The following is a 25999-nucleotide window of genomic DNA, read 5'->3' on the forward strand; positions in this document are numbered from 1 at the left end:
TTGAAATTCAAAGTGATACATTACTCATTAGACCATTGAGTGGCACACTTCTGATTTTGAAACATTTTGTAACACAGTGAACCCTACTGAAATATTTAACTCTGTAAAACAATTCCCAATTTGATCTAGGAAAAATCACTCAATTGAAAGTTCACTAGAGAAAATACAAAAAAAGGGCAACCAATCAGCGATTGGTTGCCCTTAATAACTCATCATTGCACTATTATTTGAAGTAAACCTCAGCCCAACGAGCTAAACCTGCAGTTACTGAACCGAAGTAATTACCACTCACGATAGGCACATTCGGGACAGCTTTTTGTACGGCTTCACGAAGTATAGGTGAGCGAGCTGAACCACCCGTCATGTAGATTACGTCTGGCTTTTTCTGACCTTGTTGAATCGCTTCTTTAACCAACTCAATCATCTTAGACTTTGGCGTTTCAATCGCTTCAACCATCTGTTCTATTGAGATGTCAACCTCGACCAGTTCAGAGGCAACATTAATCGCAGCACGATATTGAGAAGATTCTGCCAGCGCGATCTTAGCTTCTTCAGCTCTGCGCACAATGCCGTAACCTAAAGTATCATGATAAACCTTCATCAAACGTTCTAGCTTTTGAGGTTCTGACGCTTCTTTACGAAGTAATTTCAATGCTGCTAGGTTTTCTCTTGAATAGAAATTCTTCTGAGCTTCTACATTGTTGATCGCAATCGGATTCCAAAATTGAGTCAGTGGCATATCAATACCCGAAATACCTTTACTGCCCATACCAAAAGGTGACATCAGTTGTTTGAACGCAAGATAGATATCGAGGTCGTTACCCCCAACCCTCTGTCCACTGTGTGCTAGCAAACTCTGTGTACGATCCGCTTTACCAGACCAAGTGGGGCCCATTTCTAATAATGAGCAATCGGTGGTACCACCACCAATATCCACGACCAATACTGTTTGGTTTTCAGTTAAAGTGCTTTCGTAATCAAGACCTGCGGCTACTGGCTCAAATTGAAAAGCGATATCAAGGAAGCCTGCACGCTTAGCTGCGCGAGACAGTATGTCTTCAGCTTGTCTGTTTGCTTCTTCACCACCTCGACCATGAAAGTTAATTGGTCGGCCGATGACGGCTTGTTTGATCTGCTGTTGAGTCGTACGCTCAGCTTGGTGTTTAATATTTGCCATCATGGCGCACACTAAATCTTCAAAGAAACTCACCTGTACATCATGCAGTCCACTCGCGCCAAGGAAAGACTTAGGAGACTTAACATAATAAACGTCGCGAGGGTCTTCTAAATAGAGATCCAACGCAGCCTGACCAAATGCCATGTCTTCAGGCACTAGGTCGATACTCTCTTCTCTGTTCAGTGTAATAGCACGTCGGAGCACTTGCTCACCAATCGCATCACTCGGTTTGATATTCAAGTGACGGAATAGGTGTTCAGAGACACTCTCACGAGTAGGAGCAAACACGGTTGAGGGAATATAGTGGTTGTTACCTTCTAGAGGTAACAGGCTTGGCTCTCCATTAACCATAGCCGCGACAGAACAGTTTGCAGTTCCATAATCAAATCCAATAAACATAATATCCCCCACTCAACAAAAGGGGCGAGATGCTACATGAAAAGCCTTGAAATTACGAGGTCATTTACTTCTTTTACTTAGTCATTTTTTAGCTTGCCGACTCTTAATAGGCAAACAAATATGCTACATTTCAGCCCAAATGGATCACAGGTTAGATAAATGAAAACACCTTGCCGAGCGGCTTGCAAAAATAATGGCGGAATGTGTAGCGGTTGCTTTCGAACAATGAATGAAATTATAGGCTGGAAAGGCTTATCTGAAGATGAACGAGTATCGGTAATGGATAACCTTAGTGGTGCGAGTTCGACCCACCAATGCCCGCAGTGTAGTGAGCCAGCTCAATGTGATATCAGTGCGGGCAAAGAGACGTGTTGGTGTTTTGAGCTAGAAAAACGAGATACTAGCAATATTCCAAAGGCTGGAGTTTGTATGTGCCGTAAATGCTTGTCTGCTTTGCCTATTCAGTAGTTTGAAACCTATTCAGCAAGTTACGAGCCGGTTCAATATAGACAAAAAGCGAGAGGTTATTTTCTCGCTTCAAAATACGGCACTACGCTTCGACCTAATAGTTACCTAGTGCGCATCTACTTCGCTTTTGCAATCAGCGCAGGCTGAGAAAACTGTATACCGTTCCAGCCATGAACCATGAAGTTGCGAATATTCTGATGGTCGGTGTTCTCAGGAAAACCCAGCACGTCGTTACGATAAAATTGACCAAAACAAGCAAGTGTTTGCTCTGCTGATAGGCCTTGCTCTAAACCAAAAGCAAAAATCTTACACGAGCCATTATTCTGCCCTGCAGCATTCACTACCTCACCATTGCGAAATTCGCTCTCAGAAAAATCATAATGAGCTTCAATCACTTGCATTGTATCTTCAAATTGCACGGTTTCTGGGGTTTCAGCCAGAGTATTCAATAAGGTGTTCAGTTCCATTTACTATTTCTCCATCAAGTATATATCTGTCAGCAGTGTATCTTGTTTTACAGTAAGAGTAAGCCGTTGTTTACTTTGATCAGCGATTCACTTTTTTGTCGTAGACTGCTAATTACTTTAATGAAACTAATGACATAGTTTTATCAGGACGTTATATTATTTTATCAAGCGATTAACATTGTTCAGTAACGAATATGCATAAAGATAAAAACTTAGAACTGTTCAGATACCTAAAGCCGGGTACAAAAACAGCAGGTGTATTGGAATTTGGTCCAGACGACTCAATCCAAATCAATACACTTTATATCGGACACAAAGAAGATCAGTACCTTATCCTTGAACTTTCACAAAAAGCGACAGAAGCACTGACACTGAGAAAGCTAACAAACGTTGATATTATTGTTCGTGCGATTACCGACACCGAACTTGGGCATATTATCGCGTTCAAAACCAATGTACTTGCTCATATTAGCTCACCGGCACATCTTATCTTCCTTCGCCCACCTTCAAACTTTGCCACCAAGCCTATCCGTGAACACGAAAGGTATAAGGTACGCCTTAATTGTGAAGTCATTTTCGATACTTTGTCACTAGATGCCACTCTGGTCGATTTTTCAGCGTCAGGATGCGGTATCTATCTTACGCAGCAGTCAGATATCGACGTGGGTTGGAAGATACAAGTTAACTCCGACTTGAATGAGTACTTAGATGACGATCTGGTTTACAAAGTGGTGAGTAAGAAAAGGCAAAGACAAGGCTGGTTGTTAGGTATCCAATTTCCTGAACACCTAGATATGAGTGATGAATTAAAAACACTGCTGTTGGAACAAGCCTTTGTCGCAGGTTCAATATAAAGACAAGCTCAACAGGATTTGTACCGCGACACCAAATTAGTCGCGCCTCTTCAACCAAATGAATTAAAGAGCACTAAGCTTAACCTTAGTGCTCTGTGTCATTCCAGTATGAGTTTTTAAAATGAACAAACGCTTGGTGTAGCGACTCTTCTTTAATCGGTTTTACAATTACATAATTCGCCCCAGCGGCCAAAAAACTGTCTCTTGTTGACTCTTGAGCATCAGCGGTACAAGCATAAATTGGGGCTGACACATCAATCTCATCTCTTAGTTGCTGAGTGGTCTCAACACCACCAAGATTTGGAAGCTGGTTATCCATCAAGATCAGGTCATAGGTTATCGTCTTAGCCATCTCTATCGCTTCTAAGCCATCTTTAGCCCAAGTGACAACCATGCCATATTTCTTACAGAAAGCCTGTGCAATAAAGGCGTTGGTGTGATTATCTTCCACCAGCAACACATTCAAAGGCCCACTAAACAACGCTTCTGGTTCAACTTCAGCTTGTTGCTTAGCATCAACTAATAGCGGTTTGGCGCGCACAATCACTGGAATTTCTATCATGAATTCTGAGCCTTGACCTATCACGCTGCGGACTTGAATGTCCCCTTCTAGCATGTCGACCAGATTTTTTACAATCGTAAGTCCTAATCCGGTACCGCCATACTCACGAGTAGTGGTCTCTTCTGCTTGAACAAAGGCTTCAAAAACAGCATCAATTTTGCTTTCATCAATACCAATACCTGAATCTTTCACTCGAACGATTAAGCTGGCGTGATCAGAGTTAAAGATACTCTCAAGCTCAAAGTTGACAGATATACCGCCTTGATGAGTGAATTTAAGGGCGTTGCTCAACAGGTTAAACATGATCTGGTTGAGACGTACTTGGTCGGTGTTGATTTCGATGTCATCAACCAAGTGATTCACAATGGTAAATTCGACGGATTTATCTTCACACAAAGGACGATAGATGCTGTCTAAGGTATTAACCAACTCCTCCAAGCGGAAGTCTTTCTTTTGAATATTGAATTGCCCTTGCTCAATCTTTGAGAAGTCCAAGATATCGTTAAGTACCGCCAGTAAATGTTCTGCACTATTACAAAGTACATCTACCTGTTCCCGGTTGTCTTCACTGTGTATAGAGCGCTTCAGCAACTGAGACACACCGAGAATACCGTTGAGCGGTGTGCGAATTTCATGACTCATCTTAGCTAAGAAGTCTGCACGTACATTCGCAAGGTGCTCTGCTTCCTCTCTTGCTCTATCTGCCTGTCGTTCAGCCTCGATAAGCTTAGTAATATCTTGTCCTTGCACTACCACACCTGTGATGCCGTGTTCTACGCGAATAGCAGACATATTCCAGCGAAACACCTTTTCACCAATGGGGACATTAATACCCGTTAGCTTAGAACCTTGAACCACCATTTGAATGTTAGGCAACATACGATGCTCAAATTCTTGAGCGATTGGGCCATAGTTATCATCGGCGTCAAATAGCGCCATACGAGCCGCGGGGTTCATCTGAATCAAATCACCTTTATCAGACCAAACCAAGATAGGAGAATGAGCAAAGTTAAAGAGGTCTTGAAATTTTTGATTCTGTTCTGATAAGCGCTCAAAGGTGTCTTCAAGGGTACAACCAATATGATGAAATTCGAAAATATTAGAACCATCGAACTTGTTGTACTCCTCACCATCACTTGCTGAACGAGTGAAATCCATCAGCTTATCTAGCTCAGCGGCAACCCTTCTTTGAATCCAAGTTCGCGCAAAGAATGACATCAATATGATCACCACAACTACTACGATGATCGCTCGCTCATAATTCTCTTCTAATGCAATAAAATTGGTGTTCTTCTGGACAGCACGAATGATTAGGGGCGTCTCTACGGAATTAATCTTAATCGTTGCGATAGTGACAAAATGACGAGGTAATTGCTCGTACATTTGATAATTGAGGACTTCTTTTATTGTATAGGTTTCATCACCACTGAATGTCGACGTAACCGGTGTACCATGAGCTTCAATAACAATATTCTCACAGTTACTGCCCTGCTGAATAGATTCTGCAAGAGAGAAATTATTGTCGAGTACGATAGCGATATAGAGCTGGCCAAGAACTTCACCTGTTTTATGATCAACAACAGGAGTTCGACGAGCCAATAAATGTCGGTCACCAATATTGGTGGAGATCTTCAAAAAGTGCCAATTACTACTGAACGATACCTCATCAGAAATGCGTTTTAAGTTAGCCTCATCCAACCCATAAAATTGGCTATTTCCATCCTCCCAAACCAAGCCGTCATGAGTAGAAACGAAACGTAAGTCTGGGGCATGATCTGGCTCACGTTGATCAACACCAAAGAAAAAGTAGCTCAGAGCCTCTTCATTGCTAGTGTCAAAATACTCTCTCAGTGTTTCACTGTGCGAACTGCTGTCTTGATGGATTTGTAATACCGACAAACGATAATCAAACATATTCTGGATTAAACTAGAGGTCTGCTGGACAGTTCGATTCGTCTCTTGTTTGACAATGTTACTGCTGGTTTCGTAGTTATGAATAAGCACGCCAAGTGCCATCACGCCTATCACTAAAATAATGATACGCGTAAGTAATTTGGCTAAGGTGTTCCTTGGTGTACTGGCGTAGCTTTTCTTCATTATTGACCTGAGTACCTAAATGCTCTCTGCTTAAGTTCTGAAATGCGTTCTGGGGAATCATCTTTGGTCACAATTTCAAATTCGCCTGAGTAAACAGTCGGAACTTGCTCCCCGGCCAGATCCCACTTAATTGCTTCTGCCATCGCGATACCCGTGTCGTCATTCATACGCATAACCGTCACATCTAAGTCTCCTCTTGCAATAGCTTCAAGCTCAGCAGAACCGCCGCCCCAACCATTGACTAAGATATCTCTTCCCGATTCACGAATGGCTTCCGCAGCGCCCAAAGCGACATCAGTTGCACATGCGTAAATAAAGTCTAGGTCTTTATCTTTCTCTATGCTGATTTTAGCAGCCTGATAACTACTCTCTTTATCTGATTTTGTGTAAAAAGAAGATCTTAAGGCAAAATTACTATCACTATTTACTTCATGAATGAACGTATCACCACGAGCGTCACTGATATAACCTTCTGAACGATATAACACAGAATATTTACTGTCTGGCTGGCTGACCTCTTTAAAGTAGTCTGCCAGTTTCAAGCTGCCGGTGGCATGGTCAAACCCCACATACATAAACGGCTGTCTATCTGCCCAGGCACGAACTGGAGTTGTGATGTTTTGAAGAATCAACTTCGTATCTGTCGAGATCAACACATGCTCAATAAACTTGCGATGGCGCGTGGTGTCTAACGTAAAGATCAAGTAATCCGTTTTGTTTTCAATGGCTTCTTGTAACGAGATACTTTGTTGAGCGAGATCCGCATTCACTCGCGTAAACACTTGATTGATCTGATAGTTAATTCTGAGTTTATCAAGTCGCTTTTCAAAGGCCTGAATATTACGAACCCAATAGTCGGAAATCTGTTGACCCGGATACACAACTGAAATCGTGATCGGTTCATCTTGAACTTGTTTCAATGGAACTGGGTGACTTTGCACGGCCTGAACCATTTTATCGGTTAAGGCTTTTTGTTCAGGAAAGTTAGAAAGGTAATCTTGGTACTCCCAATACCCGTTAAGGACATGGGTTCCATGGGAGAGAGCGGACGCAGAAAATACGGCAAGTCCAAACAACATCAGTAAGCGTTTCATATTTTTCTCGTTTTATATGAGCTACTTTGGCTCATTTTTTAACCTAGCATGACACCATCTCTTTGTATGGCTGATGGATATTATGTAGGACAACGATGATAAATGATAGCGCCTAACAATAATTAGAACGACATTCCAAATGAGCAATATGTTAATTTGGAATAGAGATTAAGCACAAGGAGTTCAATGGGGATTTTAGGCGAATCACAACAATAACAATTATCCTTTAAGTTCATATACTTAAATAATTTTATTGTAGGCTCTTATGTTATTAAGGTTTAATCAATAACAAATATTTTGGCTATGTATTATGAGACTTCGATATATTGAATTTTGTCCTTTTCCCACCGAACAATCAATTTGAGTGATACCAGTTTTTCTTTACGGTATTTGGGTAATTGTTTAATCGCGTATTCGGTTTTCAATGCCTCACTTTTGGAGCCCACACCAAAACTCCAAACCAGTTTAAGTGGACCTTTACCTTTTAAAGCCTTAGCGCCTTTACCGGTTTGATGCTGTTCAAATCGACGTTCTAAGTTATTCGTCACACCACAATAAAGGGCGTTGTGACGATTACGGATCAAGTACACGACCCAATCCGCATTTTTATCAGACTCAGACATCTAAAGCAGTGATTCAACCAAAGCTTTAAGTTCTGCCACTTCTGCTCGTAGGCTTGCTACTTCAGACTCGAGTTCTTCAAACTTTTCACTCGTTGCAGAGGGTACAGCCGCACTTACTGATGCCGTCGCAAACGCTTCAACATCCACTTCACCACTCAATAAGTGCTGATAGCGTGATTCACGTTTACCCGCTTCACGTGGTAGCTTTACCACTAACGCACCGGCTTCTCGTGCAGCAAGCTTATCTAGTGTTGCTTCAACTTCTTTCACATCACTAAAGTTTGCAAGGCGACCCGTTCGAGTTCGAAGTTCACCGGGTGTTTGCGCGCCGCGAAGCAGCATGCAACAGATGATTGCACGCTCTTGCTCTGTAAATTGCAGATCACCGAATTCAGTGTTGCAGAAACGATGCTGATACTTATTAACACGGCTATTGAAGCTACTTTCATCGCTCACCATGCGACGTCCGATTAAACCATCAACCGCATCTAAAACGTCTGATTCAGAAAGAGAGAGAACAGGTTCACGGTTGCTCTTTTGATTACATGCCGTTGTTAAGCTATTCAGTGTCAGTGGGTAATGATCAGGAGTAGTGACTTCTTTCTCGATCAAGCAACCGATAATTCTCGCTTCAATTGGGGAAAGTACTGTGTTCATCGTTTTTCCTTTTTATTATTTTAATAATTCCGTCTCAGCGCCTAACAATGCAGTGACTAGTGCTCAGACAAAATTGGTACTCGTTTCTTTCTGCCCTGTTCATCAATCATTATGATCTTAGAACGGTTTAGCTCTATTTCCACGACTTCCAAATAAGTACGCTCTTGTACATATGCATCACGAAGCTTACTTTGTTCTGCTGAAGATTCAGTGACGTTATCGTCCAAATCTTCGGTTTCTAATTGTTGTTGATTCATTTCACATTTCGTATCAATGCAGTATCTACATAGGATACTAACTTGAACGGTGAGATAAAAACAATCACACATCAGCGAGAGTGACGAATAATTAAACAACCTTACTTTTGCTTTGATCTAAAGACTGTTACATCATCAATTGATGTGCTTTAATCAGAACCAGATAACGTATTTGACGAATAGGAAAAGGAATCTATGAGCAGCGTATTTGAAATTGTTAACCAAGCACGACGTAAGAACAAACTTAAGCGTGAACTTTTAGACAACGAAAAGAAAGTTCGTGACAACCGTAAGCGTGTCGACCTTCTTGATAACCTACTTGATTACATCAAGCCAGAGATGACTCACGACGAGATTCTGAGCATTATCAAAAACATGAAAGCTGACTACGAAGATCGTGTTGATGATCACATCATCAAGAGCGCTGAGATTTCTAAAGCTCGCCGTGACATCAGCCGTCGCATTCGTGAACTAACAGAAGAAGACAAGCAAATCCAAGGTAAAAAGTAATCTAACCTAGCGAATTTACTTGCAATAATGTTACTAACCCACTCTTTGTAGTGGGTTTTTTTGTACATAAATTTCAGTGTCTATACTTAGGTTTACTCATTGACTGATTCAAATGTCATTAGCCAAGTCAACGTAAGCAATGGAGTCATCTTATGTACTCAACCATTCTGATTACCTTAGCACTGTCATCGACTCAACCCTATCCACAAGAGTTTGAGAGACTGTATATCGAAGAGAACGAAATCACTTATGACGATCTCGTGGTCGACGTTCATGGTTACAAGGTTCCGACTCGTTCAGCATTTCGTGGCTGGATGCTGCTCAACCGCGCAGAAGAGAGAGTAAGAGAGATAGGACAGCAACTAAAAGATGCGGGCATAACCCAGAGCATGCCCTTACATCTGGTGCTGTTGCAAGGAACGGACTGGGCAATGAGTAACACAACTTTATTTACCCTTCCGGACAAAAAGAATGTATCGAATATGATCAACACCTTGAAATACATTCAACAATACATTGAGCCTGAAATCGGAGTCGTGATTCCTGTATCAGGTGAAAGAACTCAGATTTATAACCAACAAGCTGGCGGTGCACTGCAAAGCAAGCACTTGGAGTTTTGCGCTTTGGATTTAGTACCCGCAAATGACATTACTCGCGAACAACTGCATGTAAAGCTCAAAAAGATTCATGCTGAGTTTGGTCAGAAAAATAACGTTGGTCTAGGTTTGTATTCTGGTGTTCGGTTCCATATTGATACCTGTGGCTTTAGGCAATGGTAAAAACACACATAAAAGTCAAAAAGACACGACAAAACAACATGTCTTTTTGACTTCAATGAGAAACACACAAAACCAAACCACTGATAAATAACAACTTTAAAGTTGGATCGCTAATTGCTATTAGTTAAGTATCAAAAGAACTATTAGTAACTAGGAATTCAATATGAAGACGATGACTCAACGCTTTCAAACTCTACTTTCTGTATCTAACTTCAGCCTAGCGATTACCACCTTGCTTATGCTACTCAGTATTATCATCGCTTACCCAATGGCTGATCATTTCTCATTACCGGTTCAGATCGTTGCACACATCAGCACTATCATTGTGGCGGCTTTCGTCAAAATCAGTTATGTCGGGCGCTGCCTTGCTCAATACAGTTTAGGCATGGAAGTGCGTTAAACTTTGTTCCAACGATGGAAATAAAAAAGCTATCCATCAGACAATATCAAGACTGCTGAATAGATCGTAGAGTTGGTGAGATTTATAAGGTTTGGGTAAATACGCATTCATGCCTGCATCAAAGCAATCTTTGATGTCTTCTTCTAACACACTCGCGGTTAAGGCAATAATAGGCAGTGGTGTAGCTTGTTGGTCAAACTCCCACTGCCGGATTGCTCTGGTCGCTGTTATCCCATCCATTACTGGCATCATGCAATCCATCAACACGGCATCAAATTGAGCGCCCTGAGTGATCACATCAACCGCTTCTTGACCATTGCTAGCAATCAAATATTCATATCCCGCTTGCTCTAAAAAGAAACTCGCTATTTTCTGATTCATCAGGTTATCTTCAACAATCAAAATTCGTCGATTCAGAGAGCGAACCTCTTCACCTTTTTCTTCCACTTGAGGCGCTTGCTCTTCGCCTATATCGAGAGATTGTAAGCTGGTCAAGAAACGTCGGCCCAAGAAAGGCAAGGTATGAGTAGAGTGAACCGTTTCTGTGATTAGGTTGGTTTTAAATAGGTGATGCTGACACACGATGACGCGGGCAAGAGGGTATAGCGTCTTCAACGTCGCAAGATCTTTCTCCATAGAATGATGCAAGGTATGGCAATAAAGTATGAAATCGCTCTCTTCTAAACTGTCATCAAGAGTAGAAACAGATGAAACAACATTAGGACTCACGTTCAAACGCTCACACTCTTTAACAAGCTGGTCGAGGTAATTGAAAGAGTTCGAGATGATGGTCGCTCTGCTCAGATTATCGAACGTTTGAACAGGAGCTTCTACAACATCGACATATAAACAAAAAGTGAATTCAGAACCCTCTCCTTTCACTGAACGAGCGGTAATGTAACCCCCCATTAAATCAACAAGCTGTCGTGAAATCGCAAGCCCTAGCCCTGTACCACCAAATTGGCGGGTAATACTCCCATCTTCTTGAGTGAAAGGTTCAAATATGGACTCTAGCTTCTCGGGTTCAATACCAATCCCGGTATCAGATACACTGAATTCAAGCTTGCCTCTGCCCATAGACATCGGTGTATAAGCAATGTCCGTTGTAATCGTGCCCTTAGACGTAAACTTGATGGCATTAGAAAGCAGATTGGTCAGCACCTGTCTCACGCGGTACTCATCGAAAAACAGTTGTGACGGCGTTTGATAGTCGATATTAATGTCGAGTTCGATATCTTTACTTATCGCTTTCGATAAAATCACACTCACTGAGTCATAAACCGCTTCTCGTAGATCGGCATTGTGAGGCGACAGCATTAAGTTACCCGACTCTATTTTAGACAAGTCAAGAATGTCATTCAGTAGAACCAATAACGAATGAGAAGACGATTCGATATCTCCAAGTATTTCTTGCTGATTTGGACTCAGTTGGCTTTGAGACAAGATCTCCGCCATACCGATAATCCCATTGAGCGGGGTGCGTATTTCATGTGACATATTGGCTAAGAATGCGCTTTTCGCCTTATTAGCTGATACCGCATCTTCTTTCGCTTCAATAAGTTCTTGATTACGTTGGTAGTTACGCTCCATTACCCTATTTAAGGTTTCAGTAAACTCAACCACCTCATCATTACCCGAAATTTTTATGGTATTGGGCTTGCCATCGTTATCAGCGCACTCAGAGACCCCTTTCAAGATCAGTGATAAATTTCTATTCAAGCGTATAGAGATCATGGATCCCAACCACAATAACACACCAGAAACAGCAAGAATCAAGAACGAGATCACCAAGGTTTGCCTTTTTTGCAACGCAATATTGTTTGTTAAATCAAACTGCAATTGCTTGGTGTAAGCACTGATTGCTTGGGAAATAGCCCGCTTTTTAACCTCTAGACTTTTTAAGTGTTCATATATTTCAGGTGACGAGAGCTCTCCCTCGAGGATTCGCGATGCAAACTTATCTTGAAACTCGTCTTGGGAGACAGTATTCAGCAGTTGTCTAATACTCGGAGAGCTCGTATCCGATTGGAAAAAAGTCTCTAGTAACTGCTGCTGTCTATCTAAGGCACTAATATAGCTAAGTAGATATTGATTTTTACGCTCAGGCGAACGATATAAACTGTAACTCAACCACGCTTCTCTCTGGCTCCAAAACACGTAATTAGTAAGGTGGACGAACATCGAGTCAGCTCGACTGATATCCTCGTCCAATAAAGTCACACGATACTCAGATAACTGAAGTAATACGCCTTTTAATAATCCAAGCCCCCTCTCTATCAACTCCTGATTGCCCGAGCCTTGCGTCAAACTAGTCAGGCTCATTAACACGCTTTTAAATTCGGCTAATAGAGGCTCAATATTCAGATTTGCGTCAGACTGTTTCAATCGAGCCCCATACTGAGTAAGCCTATCCAACTCTGATTGCAGCGTTAAAAGCAACTGACCTTTCTCAGAAGAGTCATTAGACAGAACTAACCATCGATGCGCATAGCTTGAAACCGTATTAAAAGATTGAAGAGCCTCAACCTTAATTCGTGTGGTTTCAAGATTCTTTATCTTCGTATGATTCTTGAACACTTGGTTGACTGTAAACCCAAACATGATGATTACAGACACTGTGGTAAGAAAAATTAGACGCCATCTAATTGACATGTTTATCATTTTTATAACTACTCCCTTCCCGAAAGTAATTTAACCTAGTCCAACTAAAGAATAGGACATTAACAGAGGTTATTGATCAAATTGGATATGAACAAACGATACTCTGAGTCCAGAAAGGCAAATAATGTGCAACGTATAAAGTAACAAGATAGAAAGTAAATGAAGAGTTTCATGTTGAAGCACGAGTTATTATCGCTCGTATAACAAGTAAAGAGAGTAATCTGCCAGTACAGAAAGGCAGCGAGTTACAGCGATAGGTACTAACAAATTCACAAATTAAGGTTAAATTTGTGAGATCCAATCGTTTGCGTCTTGCTGTTTTTCCACTCAACCTAGGCCTATTCGAAAGTCGAACAGCAAAACCCATTGAACAGCTCATCTATTGTTTACCGATTCCGTGTAACTTGAGTTAACGATCACACCTTGAACGATCGGTATGACTTTCATTACATATCATATTTTGATTTGAGTATTTTTTGGCGAAAATTAAGTGCTACAGATTGTTAAAGTCAATAGTCTTTCTCGATACTGAAATCTTGATTTATGGCTATTATCACGCCAACTTGCAGATAATTTATCTACATTTATTTTTCCTAGCAGAATAACCAGTCGTACCTTACAATCCTGCCACATAAAAATTACAAGTTACACACAAGGCATATCAAGCAAATTTAAGTGGCAATAAAGACCACAGCCTGATGCCTCAAATCCCCTATGCTGATTGGCTTCCCTACAACCGCCATGAATGCAGAAACTTAACGTGAAAGGTCCCGAGTAAAGATGAGTCCCGAAAAGCACCTCCTAGATTGGCAAACTAGTCAAACCATTGCTGAATCCATCGCTCCAACTTTAGGTCAGTTATACCGTCAAAAAGGCGTAGAAGTTATCCTCTTCGGTAAGACCTTAGTTAACGCGACAACTATCGACATCATCAAAGCTCACCGCATCGCAAAACGTTACACTGGTTCTCCTCTTACAGCAGAACAGACTCAACCCATCATTCAACACCTTCTTTCTATGGACTTGTCTCCATGTCGTATCGATGTTGGCCGCCTTGCTCATTCATTCTGGCAAGATCGCGAAGACACACACGGGTTGGATGATTTCCTAAAAACTGCACTTATCGAATCGCTTGAAGGCGATGCGATGACAGAACCTCGTGACGTTGTATTGTACGGCTTTGGCCGTATCGGCCGTCTGCTAACTCGTCTGTTGATCGAGAAAAGCGGCCCAGGCTACCCACTTCGTTTACGTGCAATCGTTGTACGTGGTGGTAAAGATGGCGACTTAGAAAAACGTGCTAGCCTACTTCGTCGTGACTCTGTACACGGCCAGTTCAACGGCAGCATCGTCGTTGATCAAGAACGTAAAGCAATCATCGTAAACGGCAACTTTATTCAAGTTATCTACGCCAACAAACCTGAAGAAGTGGATTACACAGCTTACGGTATTGAAAACGCACTTGTGGTTGATAACACAGGCGTATGGCGTGACGCGGAAGGCCTAAGCCAACACGTCGCGTGTAACGGTGCGAAGAAAGTTCTACTGACTGCGCCAGGTAAGGGCGACATCAAGAACGTGGTATTTGGTGTGAATGAAAATGTTATTCAACCAGAAGACACAATCATCTCAGCAGCAAGCTGTACCACCAACGCAATCACACCAGTGTTGAAAGCGGTTCACGACAAATTTGGCGTACTGTCTGGTCACATCGAAACGGTTCACTCATTTACGAATGATCAAAACCTAATCGATAACTTCCACTCAGGTGACCGCCGTGGTCGTGCGGCTTCATTGAACATGGTACTAACATCAACTGGTGCTGCAAAAGCGGTATCAAAAGCGATGCCAGAAATGGAAGGTAAGCTAACAGGTAATGCGATTCGTGTACCAACACCAAACGTTTCAATGGCAGTGGCCAACCTAAACCTTGAAAAAGGCACAAACAAAGAAGAGTTGAACGAGTACCTACGTGAAATGGCGCTGTCTTCTGCTTTGTCTGCGCAAATCGATTACACAGACTCGACTGAGATTGTATCGACTGACTTGGTTGGTTCTCGTCACCCTGGTGTGGTTGACGGTGTTGCGACTATCGCACAAGACAACCGCGCCGTGTTGTACATTTGGTACGATAACGAGTTTGGCTACAGCTGCCAAGTTGTTCACTGTATGGAACAGATGATGGGTGTACGCTACAAGACATACCCTGAAGTTTAATCAACTTCGCTCTTGTAGATACGTCCAACGCAAAAAGCTCCACAACATAATAACTATATCTGCGAAGTCTGTTATGGGCTTCGCAACACCTTTTGTTTTACTCCCCCGTATAAACAAAAGGGTTGCCACTTAGATCTGCTCTCTCTAACTGATCTAGGTGGCCTTTTTACATCTAGTACTCTAACTTTTATCTCGATGACAAGAGCCTTGTCTTAATCACTCTTATAAAACTTCTCTTCACGCCTGTTATAACTCAACCTCCACATCTGACTGAATCGAGCTCGAACATGCGAGTACATAACCCTGCTCAATCTGTTCTGGCGTCAATGTGTCTTGGCTGCTTGATTCCACTGAACCTTTGGTCACTTTACACTTACATGAACCGCAGATTCCGCTACGACACGCAATAATGATTGGAACACCTGCTTTTTCTAATGAATCAGCTAGCGGTGTGCCCGCTTCTGCTTCAACTTCTGCACCAAATGCAGGAACAAAAACCTTAACCGCGCCATTTGAATCCGCAGACGCTTCTGGCTGTGATTCTTCTGAGGTGCTATTGGCTAATGAATTATTGCTCTGAGTAGCAGGCGTAAAGCTTTCCTGATAGAAATTGTCCATGTTGAACTCTAGTTCTTTCAAGTAACTTTCTATGTCTTGCATGAAACCCACCGGGCCGCAAAGATAAACCGTTCTGTCTAAGATATCTGGGCTCAATTTCACCAACCAGTTTTTATCTAAACGTCCTTGAGGGCTGGTTGTTCCTTCGTTGTCTTTCAGAAGCAGTTTTAAGTTGAAATTAGCATGTGTTTCATCGAGCTGATGAAGCTCTTGAAAGTAGATTGTCTCAAGTTTGTTACGTGCCATGTGGACGAAATCTATCTCAATATCGCTGCCTTGGGCGAGCCAATACTTTGCCATCGCCATCACAGGAGTGATGCCACAACCCGCACTCACTAGCGTTACTTTTTTAGTTGCCGTTGGCATGCAATCAATACAGTTAAACGCACCGGCTGGCTTCAATACAGAAACCTCATCGCCTTCATCAAGCTCATCAACAATAAAGTTCGACACCAAACCACCTTCCACGCGCTTTACCGTCAGCTTCAGGCGATTATCTTCCGGGCAAGAAGCCACAGAATACGCACGGTAGTCCGTTTTCGTCGGCATATCCAAACCCAGAGTAATAAACTGCCCAGGCTTAAAATTGAAATGTAAATCTTGTGGAATATTGCCGAGTTCGAAACTGACCGTATCTGGGGTTTCGTGCCATTTCTTTAAACACACTAAATTAATTGAATCGCTATCCGACCATGCATACATAGTTCACGCACCTTACTGATACTAAAGAATGAAATCTAAAAAGCCCCGCCGCTGCACGTTCGAAGAGAACAGCAACAACGGGGCTTGGGAGTTGGCTTAGATTAAGCCGCTAAGATTGTTTTAAGATCTTGTTCTGGCGTTGAGATAGAACGCATGTCGAACTCGTCTTGAATTATCTTTAGTAGGTTCTCTGTTAGGAAAGCTGGTGCTGTTGGGCCTGTGTAGATGCCTTTCACGCCAAGAGCGAACAGAGTCAGTAGGATAACAATCGCTTTTTGCTCAAACCAAGAAAGAACAAGTGTTAGCGGTAGTTCGTTGATGCCACAATCAAACTCTTGAGACAGAGCAATAGCAAGCTGAATCGCAGAGTACGCATCGTTACATTGACCAACATCGAGCAGACGTGGAATACCGTTAATGTCGCCGAATTGGTTCTTATTGAAACGGAATTTACCACATGCCAGCGTTAGGATTACTGAATCTTCTGGCGCTTGAGCTGTGAAGTCTGTGTAGTAACTACGCTCAGATTTATCACCGTCACAGCCACCGACTAGGAAGAAGTGCTTGATGTTGCCTTCTTTCACTTGTTCAACTACCGCTGGTGCTGCTTCCATCAGGGCATTACGACCAAATCCGACCGTGATCATTTGCTCGATCTCGTCGTGCTTGAAACCTTCTTGCGCAAGAGCACAATCGATAACTGCGCTAAAATCATCACCTTCAAGATGAGCAACACCCGGCCAGCCTACGATGCTACGCGTAAATAGACGGTCAGCATACGCGCCAACATCTGGGTTAAGCAGACAGTTAGACGTCATTACGATCGCACCTGGGAAGTTTGCAAATTCTTTTTGCTGATTCTGCCAAGCACTGCCGTAGTTACCCGCAAGGTGTGGGTACTTGTTCAATTCTGGGTAACCGTGCGCAGGTAGCATCTCACCGTTGGTGTAAACGTTGATGCCCTTGCCTTCCGTTTGTTGAAGGATCTTCTCGAGATCATGCAGGTCATGGCCAGAAACAAGAATACAGTGGCCTGCCTTAGTCTTCACATTCACGGTTGTTGGTTGAGGGTGACCAAATGTATCGGTCTCGCCTTTATCCAACATTTCCATTACTTTGTAGTTCATCAAGCCAATCTGCATTGATGTATCAAGTAACTGTTTTAGGTCTGTTGGATCAGTGCCTAAGAACGCCATGATTTCATGGTATTCAGCAAAAATGGCATTGTCCGTTTGACCAAGAACACGAGCGTGCTCCATATAAGCTGCCGCACCTTTTAGCCCATATAGACAAAGAAGGCGAAGACCAATCACGTCTTCGTGTTGAGAGTCATGACCACGGTTCACCGCAGCTTGAGGTGCAAGTGCTAATAGCTCTGAAGAATCTGTTGGAAGATCGAACTGCGCAGCAGCAGAAAGCGCAGGGATCTCAAAACCGATCAGCGTTGCTGCCGCTCGAACCTGCAGCTCTAAACGTTGCTTAAACTCGTGAGATTGCTGTGCAAATTCGATGATACGAGCAGGGTCGAAGTTAACGTTGGTTAATGTTGCAAAAAATGCTTTTGGCGCCCACTCATCAATTTCAGTATCAATAACATCACAAGCACGGCCCAAATTGGCCCAAAAAGAAACACCTTGAAGAGAATGCACCAACACGTCTTGTAGGTCGGATACTTCCGAAGTTTTACCACACATACCTTGTGCGAAAGAACAGCCTTTTACGGTTGGGGTTTGAATTGTTTGTTCACATTGAATACAGAACATATAAGGGCTCCAATAATTTTATTAACTGTAAGTACTTTGCTTACAGTGACTTATTCCAAACCCTATAGAGCATCAACCGTGCCAACTTTTAACTAACTGATTTTATTGAATTTAACTTTATTCCATATTTTTAGTGCGTGATTATGACTACATATAAACTCCTTAAGGGCACACATGCGTGTCATAGTGACTCTCGAAGATTAATTAACGACGTTCATGTTTCGTTCAGAATAGAAGCGATAAAGTAACAACATAGAAAAAGAGGAATGAATATGAAAAATATATTAGTTACGATTGTTGCGTTGTTTACTGGCCTTTTGGCGTTATTCACAAGCTTGATCCTTGCTATTCCTTTGGCTATTGCAGCTTTAATTACTGGCAAGCGCATTCAGAATCAAATGAAAAAACAAGGTTTCACCGCTCATATGAATACTCATCACTCATCAACCAATGACGCAGGTGTTATTGAAGGTGAGTACGAAGACCTTTCAAGTAAAAAATAACCTAAACTTTAGTTTCAGACATAGTAAAAGTACAACAGAGACAACATTACATAATGCAAAGAAAGCCCCTCCTAGCACTGCTGACCATAACGACTTTAAGTCTCGTTGGTTGTTCCAACGAGACATCTATACCCGCTTACGAAACTTCTCCAGAGTTGCCTAGCTATAAGCAAGACAGCTTTGATGCCTACGTCAATGACACCCAAGATTGGTTATTGAAAAACCGTGTGTTCATGACGGAAGACAAGCAACTAGAGATCCAACTTAATTCACCAACCGAGTATCAACCAACCTCACCAAATGGCAAGGCGGTGTTACTGGTTCATGGATTAGGCGACTCACCCTATTCGTTTAAAGACATTGCAACCCATTTAGCTGAGCAGGGTTACTTAGTGAGAACCGTATTGCTTCCGGGTCACGGTAGTCGCGTGGGTGACTTAATGCAGCCAAGCCTAGAAGACTGGCAAGGTGTGGTAGCTCATCATACAAAATTACTTGAGCAAGAGTACGATTCTGTTTGGCTAGGCGGCTATTCCACTGGCGCGAATCTCGTGACTTCACAAGCGATGCATGACCCAAAGATCTCTGGGTTACTGCTGTTCTCTCCTGCATTTCAACCGAGCTCGTCAGCCGTTCAATACGCAGAGCTAGCAAGTTACTTTGTCACATGGGCTGATCAAGATCCTGAAGATAATATTTTACGTTATAACTCATTACCAATGAACGGTGCATCGGTTTACTACGAAACATCAGAAGTCGTTCGTGATGACTTGGAAGATAAGCACTTCGATAAGCCAGTGTTCATTATGATGAGTGAAGGCGACAGCGTGATTGACACCAACTACGTTCAGCAAGCGTTTACTGAATCAATGCCGAATCCAAACAATGTGTTAGTTTGGCAAGGAGAAACGAAACTCGAGGATCCTCGCGCTGTTCAGTACAGCATGAAGCTACCTGAACAACGCATCTCGAACGGTTCTCACATGGGCTTATTGTTCTCACCAAACAACCCTTACTACGGAATCAACGGCAGCGAGAAGATTTGCTCCAATGGTCAAGCAGAAGGCTTTGAAGAACAATGTAATGCAACCAATGAAGTTTGGTACTCTGCGTGGGGCTATCGTGAAGAAGGGAAGAATCATGCGCGTTTGACTTACAACCCCTACTTCTCAGATTCTATGGCGAAGTTAGATGCCGTGCTGAATTCTGAAGGCTAACAAACTCAAACCTGTCGAAGTCAATCCATAGAAATCAAAAAAGGCTCACTAGATATAACGTCTAGTGAGCCTTTTTATTAGGTATCTATCTTGTCGAGGTATGGGCTACCGCTAGATCGTCCACACCACACGAGCAGCAAGCAGAATCAAAACAGCACCTGATAATCGATCAATCAGTTGCGCTTTTGAGCGGATTCGCTCAACGATCAGAGGGCTCGATAGTACTAGAGTGATGAATGTGTACCAAAGGCCATCGACAATCAACGGCGTTGAGACAATAATCACTTGATCGGTCAACTCATTTCCCAACGCAACAAATTGACTAAATAGAGCAATAAAGAATAGGGCAATCTTAGGGCTCAAAATAGAGATCAAGAAAGCCTCGCGAGCAGACTGCATGTAACTCATCTTTTCACCCGCTTCTAATTTCGCGGCAACACCACCTTTTGAACGCAACGCATTTACGCCTAAATAAAGCAGATAAGCAGAACCCGCTAAACTGATACCTTTGAACAACATTGGTGATTGCTCAAGCACAACAGCTAAACCAACAATGGTTGCGAACGCATAAATACCAATGCCTGCGGCGTGTGACCAAGCCGCAATAAGCCCGTTCATACGGCCACCAGCCAAGCTATGTTTAGCTATCATCGCCAAGCTTGGGCCCGGAGACATTGCACCCAACAAGCAAATCGCTAATAAGGAAAACCAAATTGTTACTGTCATCATTCCATTCCTAGTAAAACAATGCGCTCGACTGAACGCTCTACACTTGATACTTACCTTAACTTGTACGAGGGTATTATTTGAAATCAAAGAATATCATCATACCTATGATTTCAAGTCATACTAATATTGTAACTCGACTTTTGCATGGCTTGGAATGCCTTTTCTCGCGCCCATTTATGAGCAGAGTCGTTATCATATTTAGGGTGCCACATTAACCAATAGGTGTGCATTTCCGTTTCAAACGGCAACGAAAAGTAGGTGGTATCGAGGTGTCGACCTAGGTTATAAGCGATATGTTCCGGCACTATCATCAGATAATCGTCTTGCATCAACACTGTTCCAGCAGATGAAAAGAACGGAACCTGCAGTGCGACTCTACGCTTAAGGCCTTGTTTCTTTAAAGCAATATCTGCGTAGCTGTCTTTGTCTCCCCCACCCGTCACTTTGATGTGAGAGTAGTGGACGATATCTTTTGCACTCAAAGCCACTTGGTGAGCCAATGGATGCGATTTTCGCATCAAACACACTGACTTATCTTCACCAAGCTTGATGCTTGATACATGTTTTGGCTTTGTGGGAAACATACTGGAAGCTAAGTGAATACCTGACTCGTTCAGTGCTTCAAGGTAGTTTGGCTGCCACAGGCGATAAGCCAAATTGATATTCGGTGCTTCAGCGGACACCTCTGCAACAATCACTGGAAGAATATACTGAGCCACATAATCACTCGAAGACAATACTAATTCACCTTGCCAGTCTTGCGGCTCGAAGGGTTTATCATCTAACAGGTGATCAAACTCGCCAAGCAGATCATCGAGCTTGCCTTTAAGCAACAATGCACGGTTGGTCGGCACCAGTTTGTTGCCATCACGAACCAACAAAGGGTCACCACACAAATCTCTTAACTGGCTAAGCTGACGACTCACCGCCGACTGCGTGATATGTAGACGTTGAGCGGCACGGCTTACATGACACTCTTCAAGAAGCACATGCAGAGAACGCAATAGGTTTAAATTGATATTGCCTAACATGAATGTACCGTCGGATTCAGCTTGTTAAAAAACTCGGTCAGCACAGTATGAGTCATTAGATGGCGCAGATCTGGATAGCTTTGCAGTTGATCGCGAACTCGGTTTAAGCTCTCCATGCTCTCCACTTCTACGTACAGCATCATATCGGTCTCACCGCTAATAGAGTGGCACCATTGCACCTCATCAATACTTTGGATTCGTTTCGCGTACGACTCACAACTATGGTCACTACTTGACATGTCGAACTTCAATAAAATATAAGCGCACACATTCTTCGTTTGGTTAGGCTCTGCCACTTGAGCGCAATAACCCGTAATCACTTTATCACTTTCGAGCTTTTTGATTCTAGCGTTCACAGCCGAGCGCGAGAGGCTGACATCTCGGGCGATATCGCTCACTGAGCATCGTGCATTGATTTTGAGAATATCCAAAATCTGGCGATCAAATTTATCCATGCTTCTGATTCTTTCCACTTATTGTACTATTTATAACGCCTAATTTGACACAACTTTCCTACTTATAACAGCCATTATGACAGCCGACACTTTCACGCTTAATCTGATTAATACCGTTAAAATGACGGTGTCTTACGACGTTTCGCTAGCTGTATTATTGATGGCGACAATGTATGCTCTCATTCATAACATCACCCAAACATCAGAAGACAGACACCTGAAGGTCAACACATAAGCCAATAGCTAGGAGAGCGAATGACACAACTTAAACAAGAAATCACGCTAGTGTCCGGAATCGGGCAGCTCTCTACGACCTTATTGGGTACTGGGCTCTTTATGATTCCTGCTATCGCGGCAGGCATTGCTGGACAGCTGTCGCTACTGGCTTGGTTAATCCTGTTTATCGCTATTTGTCCGATCGCTCTAACCTTTGCTGCGTTGGGAAAACGCTACCCAAATGCAGGTGGCACGGCCTACTTTGTACGTCAAGCGTTCAGTGAACGATTGGAAACAAGCGTTGCTTGGCTGTTTGTTAGTGTTATCCCTGTCGGTATTCCAGCGGCCATTGCCTTGGCAGGTGGCTTCGCTCAACAATTGTTACCCGCACCTTTCGACACACCGCTTGGTGCTCAGTCCTTTACCGTAGCCCTGCTTATTGCCGTCAACTTGATGGGCAGCAAGTCCTCTGGTCGCCTACAAACCGTAATTGCATTGTCGATTTTCGCCTTGGTTAGTGCTTTTGTCTGGAAAGCTAACATAACGTTAACCGATATTGCTCTTCCAGCCATCTCATCCGATTCAATGTGGTCTATCGGTGCGGCTTTGGCCGTCATGTTTTGGTGCTTTGTCGGAATAGAAGCTTTTGCTCACATGGGAGAGGAGTTCAAAAATCCACAACGTGACTTCCCTATCGCCATCATTGCAGGTTGTTTTGTTGCGGGGTTAGTGTACTGGGCTTGTTCAGTGGTCATTATTAAACTGGGGGCTTACGGTTCACCTGAATTCGATGCCGCATCCATCCCATGGGTAACAGAACAACTGTTTGGTAATGGGTTTAAAGCTGTCATCAGTGTACTTGGTTTCTTTGCCTGTTTTGCGAGCCTAAACCTTTACACACAAAGCTTGTCTCGCATGATCTGGGCACAAGCTCGCCAACACAGTCCTGAAAGTAGAATGGCTCAACTCAATAGCCGTGGGGTACCACTTTACCCGACCTTAGTGATTGGCTTCGTCGCTCTGATCTCATGTGTAATTGGTGAGCTATCTAATTTGGACCTTGAGTTCTTTCTCAAGCTCGCCAACGGCATTTTTGTTCTAGTTTACTTGCTCGCTATGTTAGCGGCTTGCCGATTGCTGACTGGCACATCAAGATATACTGCGATGGTTTCACTCGTCATCTGTACTCTAGTATTTATCTGTTTAAGCTGGTCGATGCTCTATGCCGTGACTATTTTTGTGACATTGTCACTCCCTTGGCGAAAGTGGCTGGGTAAAACCACGGTTTCTATCGACAAATTGTAAACGAATCCTACCAATATCACTGATAAAAAAGCCGAGCGATCTGTTTGATCTTCGGCTTTATCTCTGCCAAACGGATATTTCCAAAACCCAGCACCGCCCCACTCCAATCACGAGCATAACTCGAACCGTATTCATAAAAATCAAAAGGACGAATGATGATGTTTTGAAGCTCGGCCCGTCGACTCCATTCCGTCTCAGATATTCCGTTGCACCATTTAACAGTCACATGTAGGCCCGCCGCTTGGCTAATCACTTCAACATCACCGTCAAACTCACTTTGAATGGCCTCAATCATCGCTTCGTGCTTGAGTTTGTATGAACGACGCATCTTTCTAATATGACGTAATAAATCGCCTTCACGAACAAAATCAGCCAAAGCTTCTTGTGTATGGGACGCCGTGTCTCCAGTGAGCGCATCTTTAATCTCAAGGCACTTTGCCACCAGACTTTCTGGCACCACTAAGTATCCTAATCGAAGTCCATTGAACATCACCTTACTCAGGGAGCCGACATAGATGATGCGATCATCGAATCCTAACTTTCCGGCCAGCCCTTGCATGCTGGTATAAGGGCGATGAGCAAACTGAAACTCGCTGTCGTAGTCGTCTTCAATAATCCATGATTGATGTTTGTTAGCCCAATCTATCAGCTTAAGACGTTGCTCAGTATTTAAGGTTGTGCCCATTGGGTACTGGTTACTCGGGGTGACATACAGAGCCTTAGCATTACTGGACAACACTTTTTCAATATCGAGCCCCTCTTTTTCACGGACACTCACGCCGTCTAGGTCTAGTCTCAACAGATCGATAATTTTATGCACTTGCCGATAACCGGGTTCTTCCACAAGAATTTTGTCGCCCACCGCTAACGTCGCCATCAATCCGATGGAGATGGCTTGCTGTGCACCTGCTGTGATAATGATTCGGCCTGCACTACAGTGAACCGAGCGACTGCTTGCAAGATACCCGCTCAGCGCTTCTCTCAAGGCCAAGCTTCCCTGAACCTCTTGATTGCCCGCAATGTTCTGACGTGTAGAGTGGCGTTGCAGCAGCCTCTGCCATTTAGCAAAAGGGAAGGCGTTTAAGTCTGGAACTCCAGGAGCGAAGCTGCAGTTAATATCGTTAGGTGTGGCTATATTTGCACTCGGTTTAGTTGTTACGTGTTTACTCCGTGCATCCTGAACACTTTTTGGCTGAGACAAGCTTAGAAAGCGCTCTGGCTGTTCAACCGAAACAAAAAAACCCGAACCTCGCTTGCTCTCTATATAGCCTTCGGTGACCAATTGTTCGTACGCGTAGATCACCGTATTTCGACTCACCGATAACTCGACGGCTAACTTACGTGTTGAAGGTAACTTGCTCCCTTTGCTCCATAAATCTTGAACGATCTTCTCTCTGATCGCATGAAACAAAGCGGTTTGGCGAGTGTCGTGTTGCTCGTCTAACTGTAGATCACCGACATCGATAGGCTGCATAACTGGATCCAAATAGTGTTTGAAAGTGGCTCTATTTAATAGACCAGTTAATCGCTACATTAATCAAAAGGCAATGATTAAGGAGCGATTATGTTATCTAACACGAAAAGAACCACGATTAAAAAAGGGGCTCATAAGGCCGTATTTGAACAAGAAAAGCTGCATCAAATCATAGATGAGAGCTTAATCGCACACATTGCATTAGAGGGCGAACAAGGCCCAATGATTATCCCCATGCTCGCATGGCGAGTGGATGATATGGTCTATATTCATGGCGCTAAAAACAGTCGCTTACTAAAAGGTCTCAAAAAGGGAGTACCGACCTGCTTAACGTTCACTTTGTTTGATGGTTGGGTTTTAGCTCGTTCTGCATTTCATCACAGTGCGCATTATCGTTCTGCTGTGGTACTGGGTTCATTTTCAGTCGTAGATGACAATCAAGAAAAGGATCGCTTGTTGAATATCTTTATTGAGCAAATCGCCCCGGGAAGAACCGATGAAGTCAGGCTCAGTAATGAGAAAGAGCTCACCGCGACCGAGTTATTGGCGATACCTTTAACAGAAGCATCTGTCAAAATTGGTAAACATGGCGTGAATGATGATAAAGCTGATATGGATATACCAGTCTGGGCTGGCGTATTACCTTATCGAACGGTTGTAGGGCCATTGGAGACCGTTCCAGAGCAAGAAGGCATTATTGAAACACCTGATTATCAAGCAGCTTATGGTGAACGTTGGTATCAGAATTAACATTCTATAATGGT

24 protein-coding genes are annotated in these 25999 nt (G+C 43.1%); 10 read left to right on the forward strand and 14 right to left on the reverse strand.

All coding sequences use genetic code 11. The annotated features are described in order from the left end of the window. Positions 1 to 223 precede the first annotated feature (223 nt). Entirely contained in the window at positions 224 to 1576 is a 1353-nt protein-coding gene (gene yegD / locus OCV56_RS19515; protein WP_086712590.1) for a molecular chaperone, read from the reverse strand. 159 nt (positions 1577 to 1735) lie between these two features. On the opposite strand from yegD, the gene OCV56_RS19520 reads away from it, so the two are divergent. Then, the gene (locus tag OCV56_RS19520; protein ID WP_086712589.1) at positions 1736 to 2044 is read left to right on the forward strand and encodes a DUF1289 domain-containing protein; all 309 of its coding nucleotides are present in this window, start codon (positions 1736 to 1738) and stop codon (positions 2042 to 2044) included. A gap of 116 nt (positions 2045 to 2160) precedes the next feature. Here OCV56_RS19520 and OCV56_RS19525 read toward each other — a convergent pair whose 3' ends face one another. Further along, positions 2161 to 2511: a HopJ type III effector protein gene (locus OCV56_RS19525; RefSeq protein ID WP_086712588.1), complete on the reverse strand. Its 351-nt coding sequence runs from the start codon at positions 2509 to 2511 to the stop codon at positions 2161 to 2163. A gap of 194 nt (positions 2512 to 2705) precedes the next feature. Here OCV56_RS19525 and OCV56_RS19530 point away from each other — a divergent pair, with 194 nt between their 5' ends. Then, positions 2706 to 3365 carry a PilZ domain-containing protein gene (locus tag OCV56_RS19530; RefSeq protein WP_086712587.1) on the forward strand — a complete coding sequence of 220 codons (660 nt, stop codon included), beginning with the start codon at positions 2706 to 2708 and terminating at the stop codon, positions 3363 to 3365. 85 nt (positions 3366 to 3450) lie between these two features. Here the strand turns inward: OCV56_RS19530 and luxQ are convergent, their stop codons facing one another. From luxQ to OCV56_RS19555, 5 genes are all read right to left on the reverse strand, one after another. Further along, entirely contained in the window at positions 3451 to 6024 is a 2574-nt protein-coding gene (luxQ, locus tag OCV56_RS19535) for a quorum-sensing autoinducer 2 sensor kinase/phosphatase LuxQ (RefSeq protein ID WP_086712586.1), read from the reverse strand. After that, on the reverse strand, positions 6024 to 7118 hold the full coding sequence (locus tag OCV56_RS19540; RefSeq protein WP_086712585.1) for an autoinducer 2-binding periplasmic protein LuxP: 1095 nt from the start codon (positions 7116 to 7118) through the stop codon (positions 6024 to 6026). Before OCV56_RS19540 ends, luxQ begins: the two co-directional genes overlap by 1 nt. A gap of 308 nt (positions 7119 to 7426) precedes the next feature. Next, positions 7427 to 7741, reverse strand: coding sequence for a GIY-YIG nuclease family protein (locus OCV56_RS19545; RefSeq protein WP_086712584.1), 315 nt, complete (start codon positions 7739 to 7741; stop codon positions 7427 to 7429). Then, positions 7742 to 8398 carry a YceH family protein gene (locus tag OCV56_RS19550; RefSeq protein WP_086712583.1) on the reverse strand — a complete coding sequence of 219 codons (657 nt, stop codon included), beginning with the start codon at positions 8396 to 8398 and terminating at the stop codon, positions 7742 to 7744. A gap of 56 nt (positions 8399 to 8454) precedes the next feature. Continuing rightward, positions 8455 to 8655: a hypothetical protein gene (locus tag OCV56_RS19555; protein WP_086712582.1), complete on the reverse strand. Its 201-nt coding sequence runs from the start codon at positions 8653 to 8655 to the stop codon at positions 8455 to 8457. Between the two features lie 195 nt (positions 8656 to 8850). Between OCV56_RS19555 and OCV56_RS19560 the strand changes: the two genes are divergently transcribed. The 3 genes from OCV56_RS19560 to OCV56_RS19570 all read left to right on the forward strand — a co-directional run bounded on the left by OCV56_RS19560 (position 8851) and on the right by OCV56_RS19570 (position 10344). After that, entirely contained in the window at positions 8851 to 9165 is a 315-nt protein-coding gene (locus tag OCV56_RS19560) for a DUF496 family protein (RefSeq protein ID WP_086712581.1), read from the forward strand. Between the two features lie 152 nt (positions 9166 to 9317). Continuing rightward, positions 9318 to 9944, forward strand: coding sequence for a D-Ala-D-Ala carboxypeptidase family metallohydrolase (locus tag OCV56_RS19565; protein ID WP_086712580.1), 627 nt, complete (start codon positions 9318 to 9320; stop codon positions 9942 to 9944). 163 nt (positions 9945 to 10107) lie between these two features. Then, on the forward strand, positions 10108 to 10344 hold the full coding sequence (locus OCV56_RS19570; protein ID WP_086712579.1) for an SMP domain-containing protein: 237 nt from the start codon (positions 10108 to 10110) through the stop codon (positions 10342 to 10344). Between the two features lie 36 nt (positions 10345 to 10380). Here OCV56_RS19570 and OCV56_RS19575 read toward each other — a convergent pair whose 3' ends face one another. After that, positions 10381 to 12945, reverse strand: a complete 2565-nt coding sequence (locus OCV56_RS19575; protein ID WP_086712761.1) for a hybrid sensor histidine kinase/response regulator — start codon at positions 12943 to 12945, stop codon at positions 10381 to 10383. Between the two features lie 840 nt (positions 12946 to 13785). On the opposite strand from OCV56_RS19575, the gene OCV56_RS19580 reads away from it, so the two are divergent. Next, on the forward strand, positions 13786 to 15222 hold the full coding sequence (locus tag OCV56_RS19580; RefSeq protein WP_086712578.1) for a glyceraldehyde-3-phosphate dehydrogenase: 1437 nt from the start codon (positions 13786 to 13788) through the stop codon (positions 15220 to 15222). 246 nt (positions 15223 to 15468) lie between these two features. Here OCV56_RS19580 and OCV56_RS19585 read toward each other — a convergent pair whose 3' ends face one another. Together OCV56_RS19585 and hcp are read right to left on the reverse strand one after the other, a co-directional pair. Next, entirely contained in the window at positions 15469 to 16542 is a 1074-nt protein-coding gene (locus OCV56_RS19585; protein WP_086712577.1) for a hybrid-cluster NAD(P)-dependent oxidoreductase, read from the reverse strand. A 101-nt stretch (positions 16543 to 16643) separates the two neighbouring features. Next, positions 16644 to 18305: a hydroxylamine reductase gene (hcp, locus tag OCV56_RS19590; protein ID WP_086712576.1), complete on the reverse strand. Its 1662-nt coding sequence runs from the start codon at positions 18303 to 18305 to the stop codon at positions 16644 to 16646. A 272-nt stretch (positions 18306 to 18577) separates the two neighbouring features. Between hcp and OCV56_RS19595 the strand changes: the two genes are divergently transcribed. Beyond that, positions 18578 to 18808, forward strand: a complete 231-nt coding sequence (locus OCV56_RS19595; protein WP_086712575.1) for a hypothetical protein — start codon at positions 18578 to 18580, stop codon at positions 18806 to 18808. A gap of 53 nt (positions 18809 to 18861) precedes the next feature. Then, positions 18862 to 20025, forward strand: a complete 1164-nt coding sequence (locus tag OCV56_RS19600; protein WP_086712574.1) for an alpha/beta hydrolase — start codon at positions 18862 to 18864, stop codon at positions 20023 to 20025. 111 nt (positions 20026 to 20136) lie between these two features. Here the strand turns inward: OCV56_RS19600 and OCV56_RS19605 are convergent, their stop codons facing one another. The 3 genes from OCV56_RS19605 to OCV56_RS19615 all read right to left on the reverse strand — a co-directional run bounded on the left by OCV56_RS19605 (position 20137) and on the right by OCV56_RS19615 (position 22240). Beyond that, positions 20137 to 20751: a LysE family translocator gene (locus OCV56_RS19605; RefSeq protein WP_086712573.1), complete on the reverse strand. Its 615-nt coding sequence runs from the start codon at positions 20749 to 20751 to the stop codon at positions 20137 to 20139. A gap of 113 nt (positions 20752 to 20864) precedes the next feature. Further along, entirely contained in the window at positions 20865 to 21785 is a 921-nt protein-coding gene (locus tag OCV56_RS19610; RefSeq protein WP_086712572.1) for a LysR family transcriptional regulator, read from the reverse strand. After that, positions 21779 to 22240, reverse strand: a complete 462-nt coding sequence (locus OCV56_RS19615) for an Lrp/AsnC family transcriptional regulator (protein ID WP_086712571.1) — start codon at positions 22238 to 22240, stop codon at positions 21779 to 21781. The genes OCV56_RS19610 and OCV56_RS19615 overlap by 7 nt, the downstream gene beginning before the upstream one ends. A gap of 255 nt (positions 22241 to 22495) precedes the next feature. Here OCV56_RS19615 and yjeH point away from each other — a divergent pair, with 255 nt between their 5' ends. Beyond that, positions 22496 to 23761 carry an L-methionine/branched-chain amino acid transporter gene (gene yjeH / locus OCV56_RS19620; RefSeq protein WP_086712570.1) on the forward strand — a complete coding sequence of 422 codons (1266 nt, stop codon included), beginning with the start codon at positions 22496 to 22498 and terminating at the stop codon, positions 23759 to 23761. A gap of 16 nt (positions 23762 to 23777) precedes the next feature. On the opposite strand, the gene pdxR is transcribed toward yjeH, so the two are convergent. Further along, positions 23778 to 25235 carry a MocR-like pyridoxine biosynthesis transcription factor PdxR gene (gene pdxR, locus OCV56_RS19625; RefSeq protein ID WP_086712569.1) on the reverse strand — a complete coding sequence of 486 codons (1458 nt, stop codon included), beginning with the start codon at positions 25233 to 25235 and terminating at the stop codon, positions 23778 to 23780. Positions 25236 to 25325: 90 nt separating this feature from the next. Between pdxR and OCV56_RS19630 the strand changes: the two genes are divergently transcribed. Beyond that, positions 25326 to 25985, forward strand: a complete 660-nt coding sequence (locus OCV56_RS19630; RefSeq protein ID WP_086712568.1) for a pyridoxamine 5'-phosphate oxidase family protein — start codon at positions 25326 to 25328, stop codon at positions 25983 to 25985. Positions 25986 to 25999 lie beyond the last annotated feature (14 nt).

Source organism: Vibrio gigantis, from assembly GCF_024347515.1.
GTDB classification, from domain to species: Bacteria; Pseudomonadota; Gammaproteobacteria; order Enterobacterales; family Vibrionaceae; genus Vibrio; species Vibrio gigantis.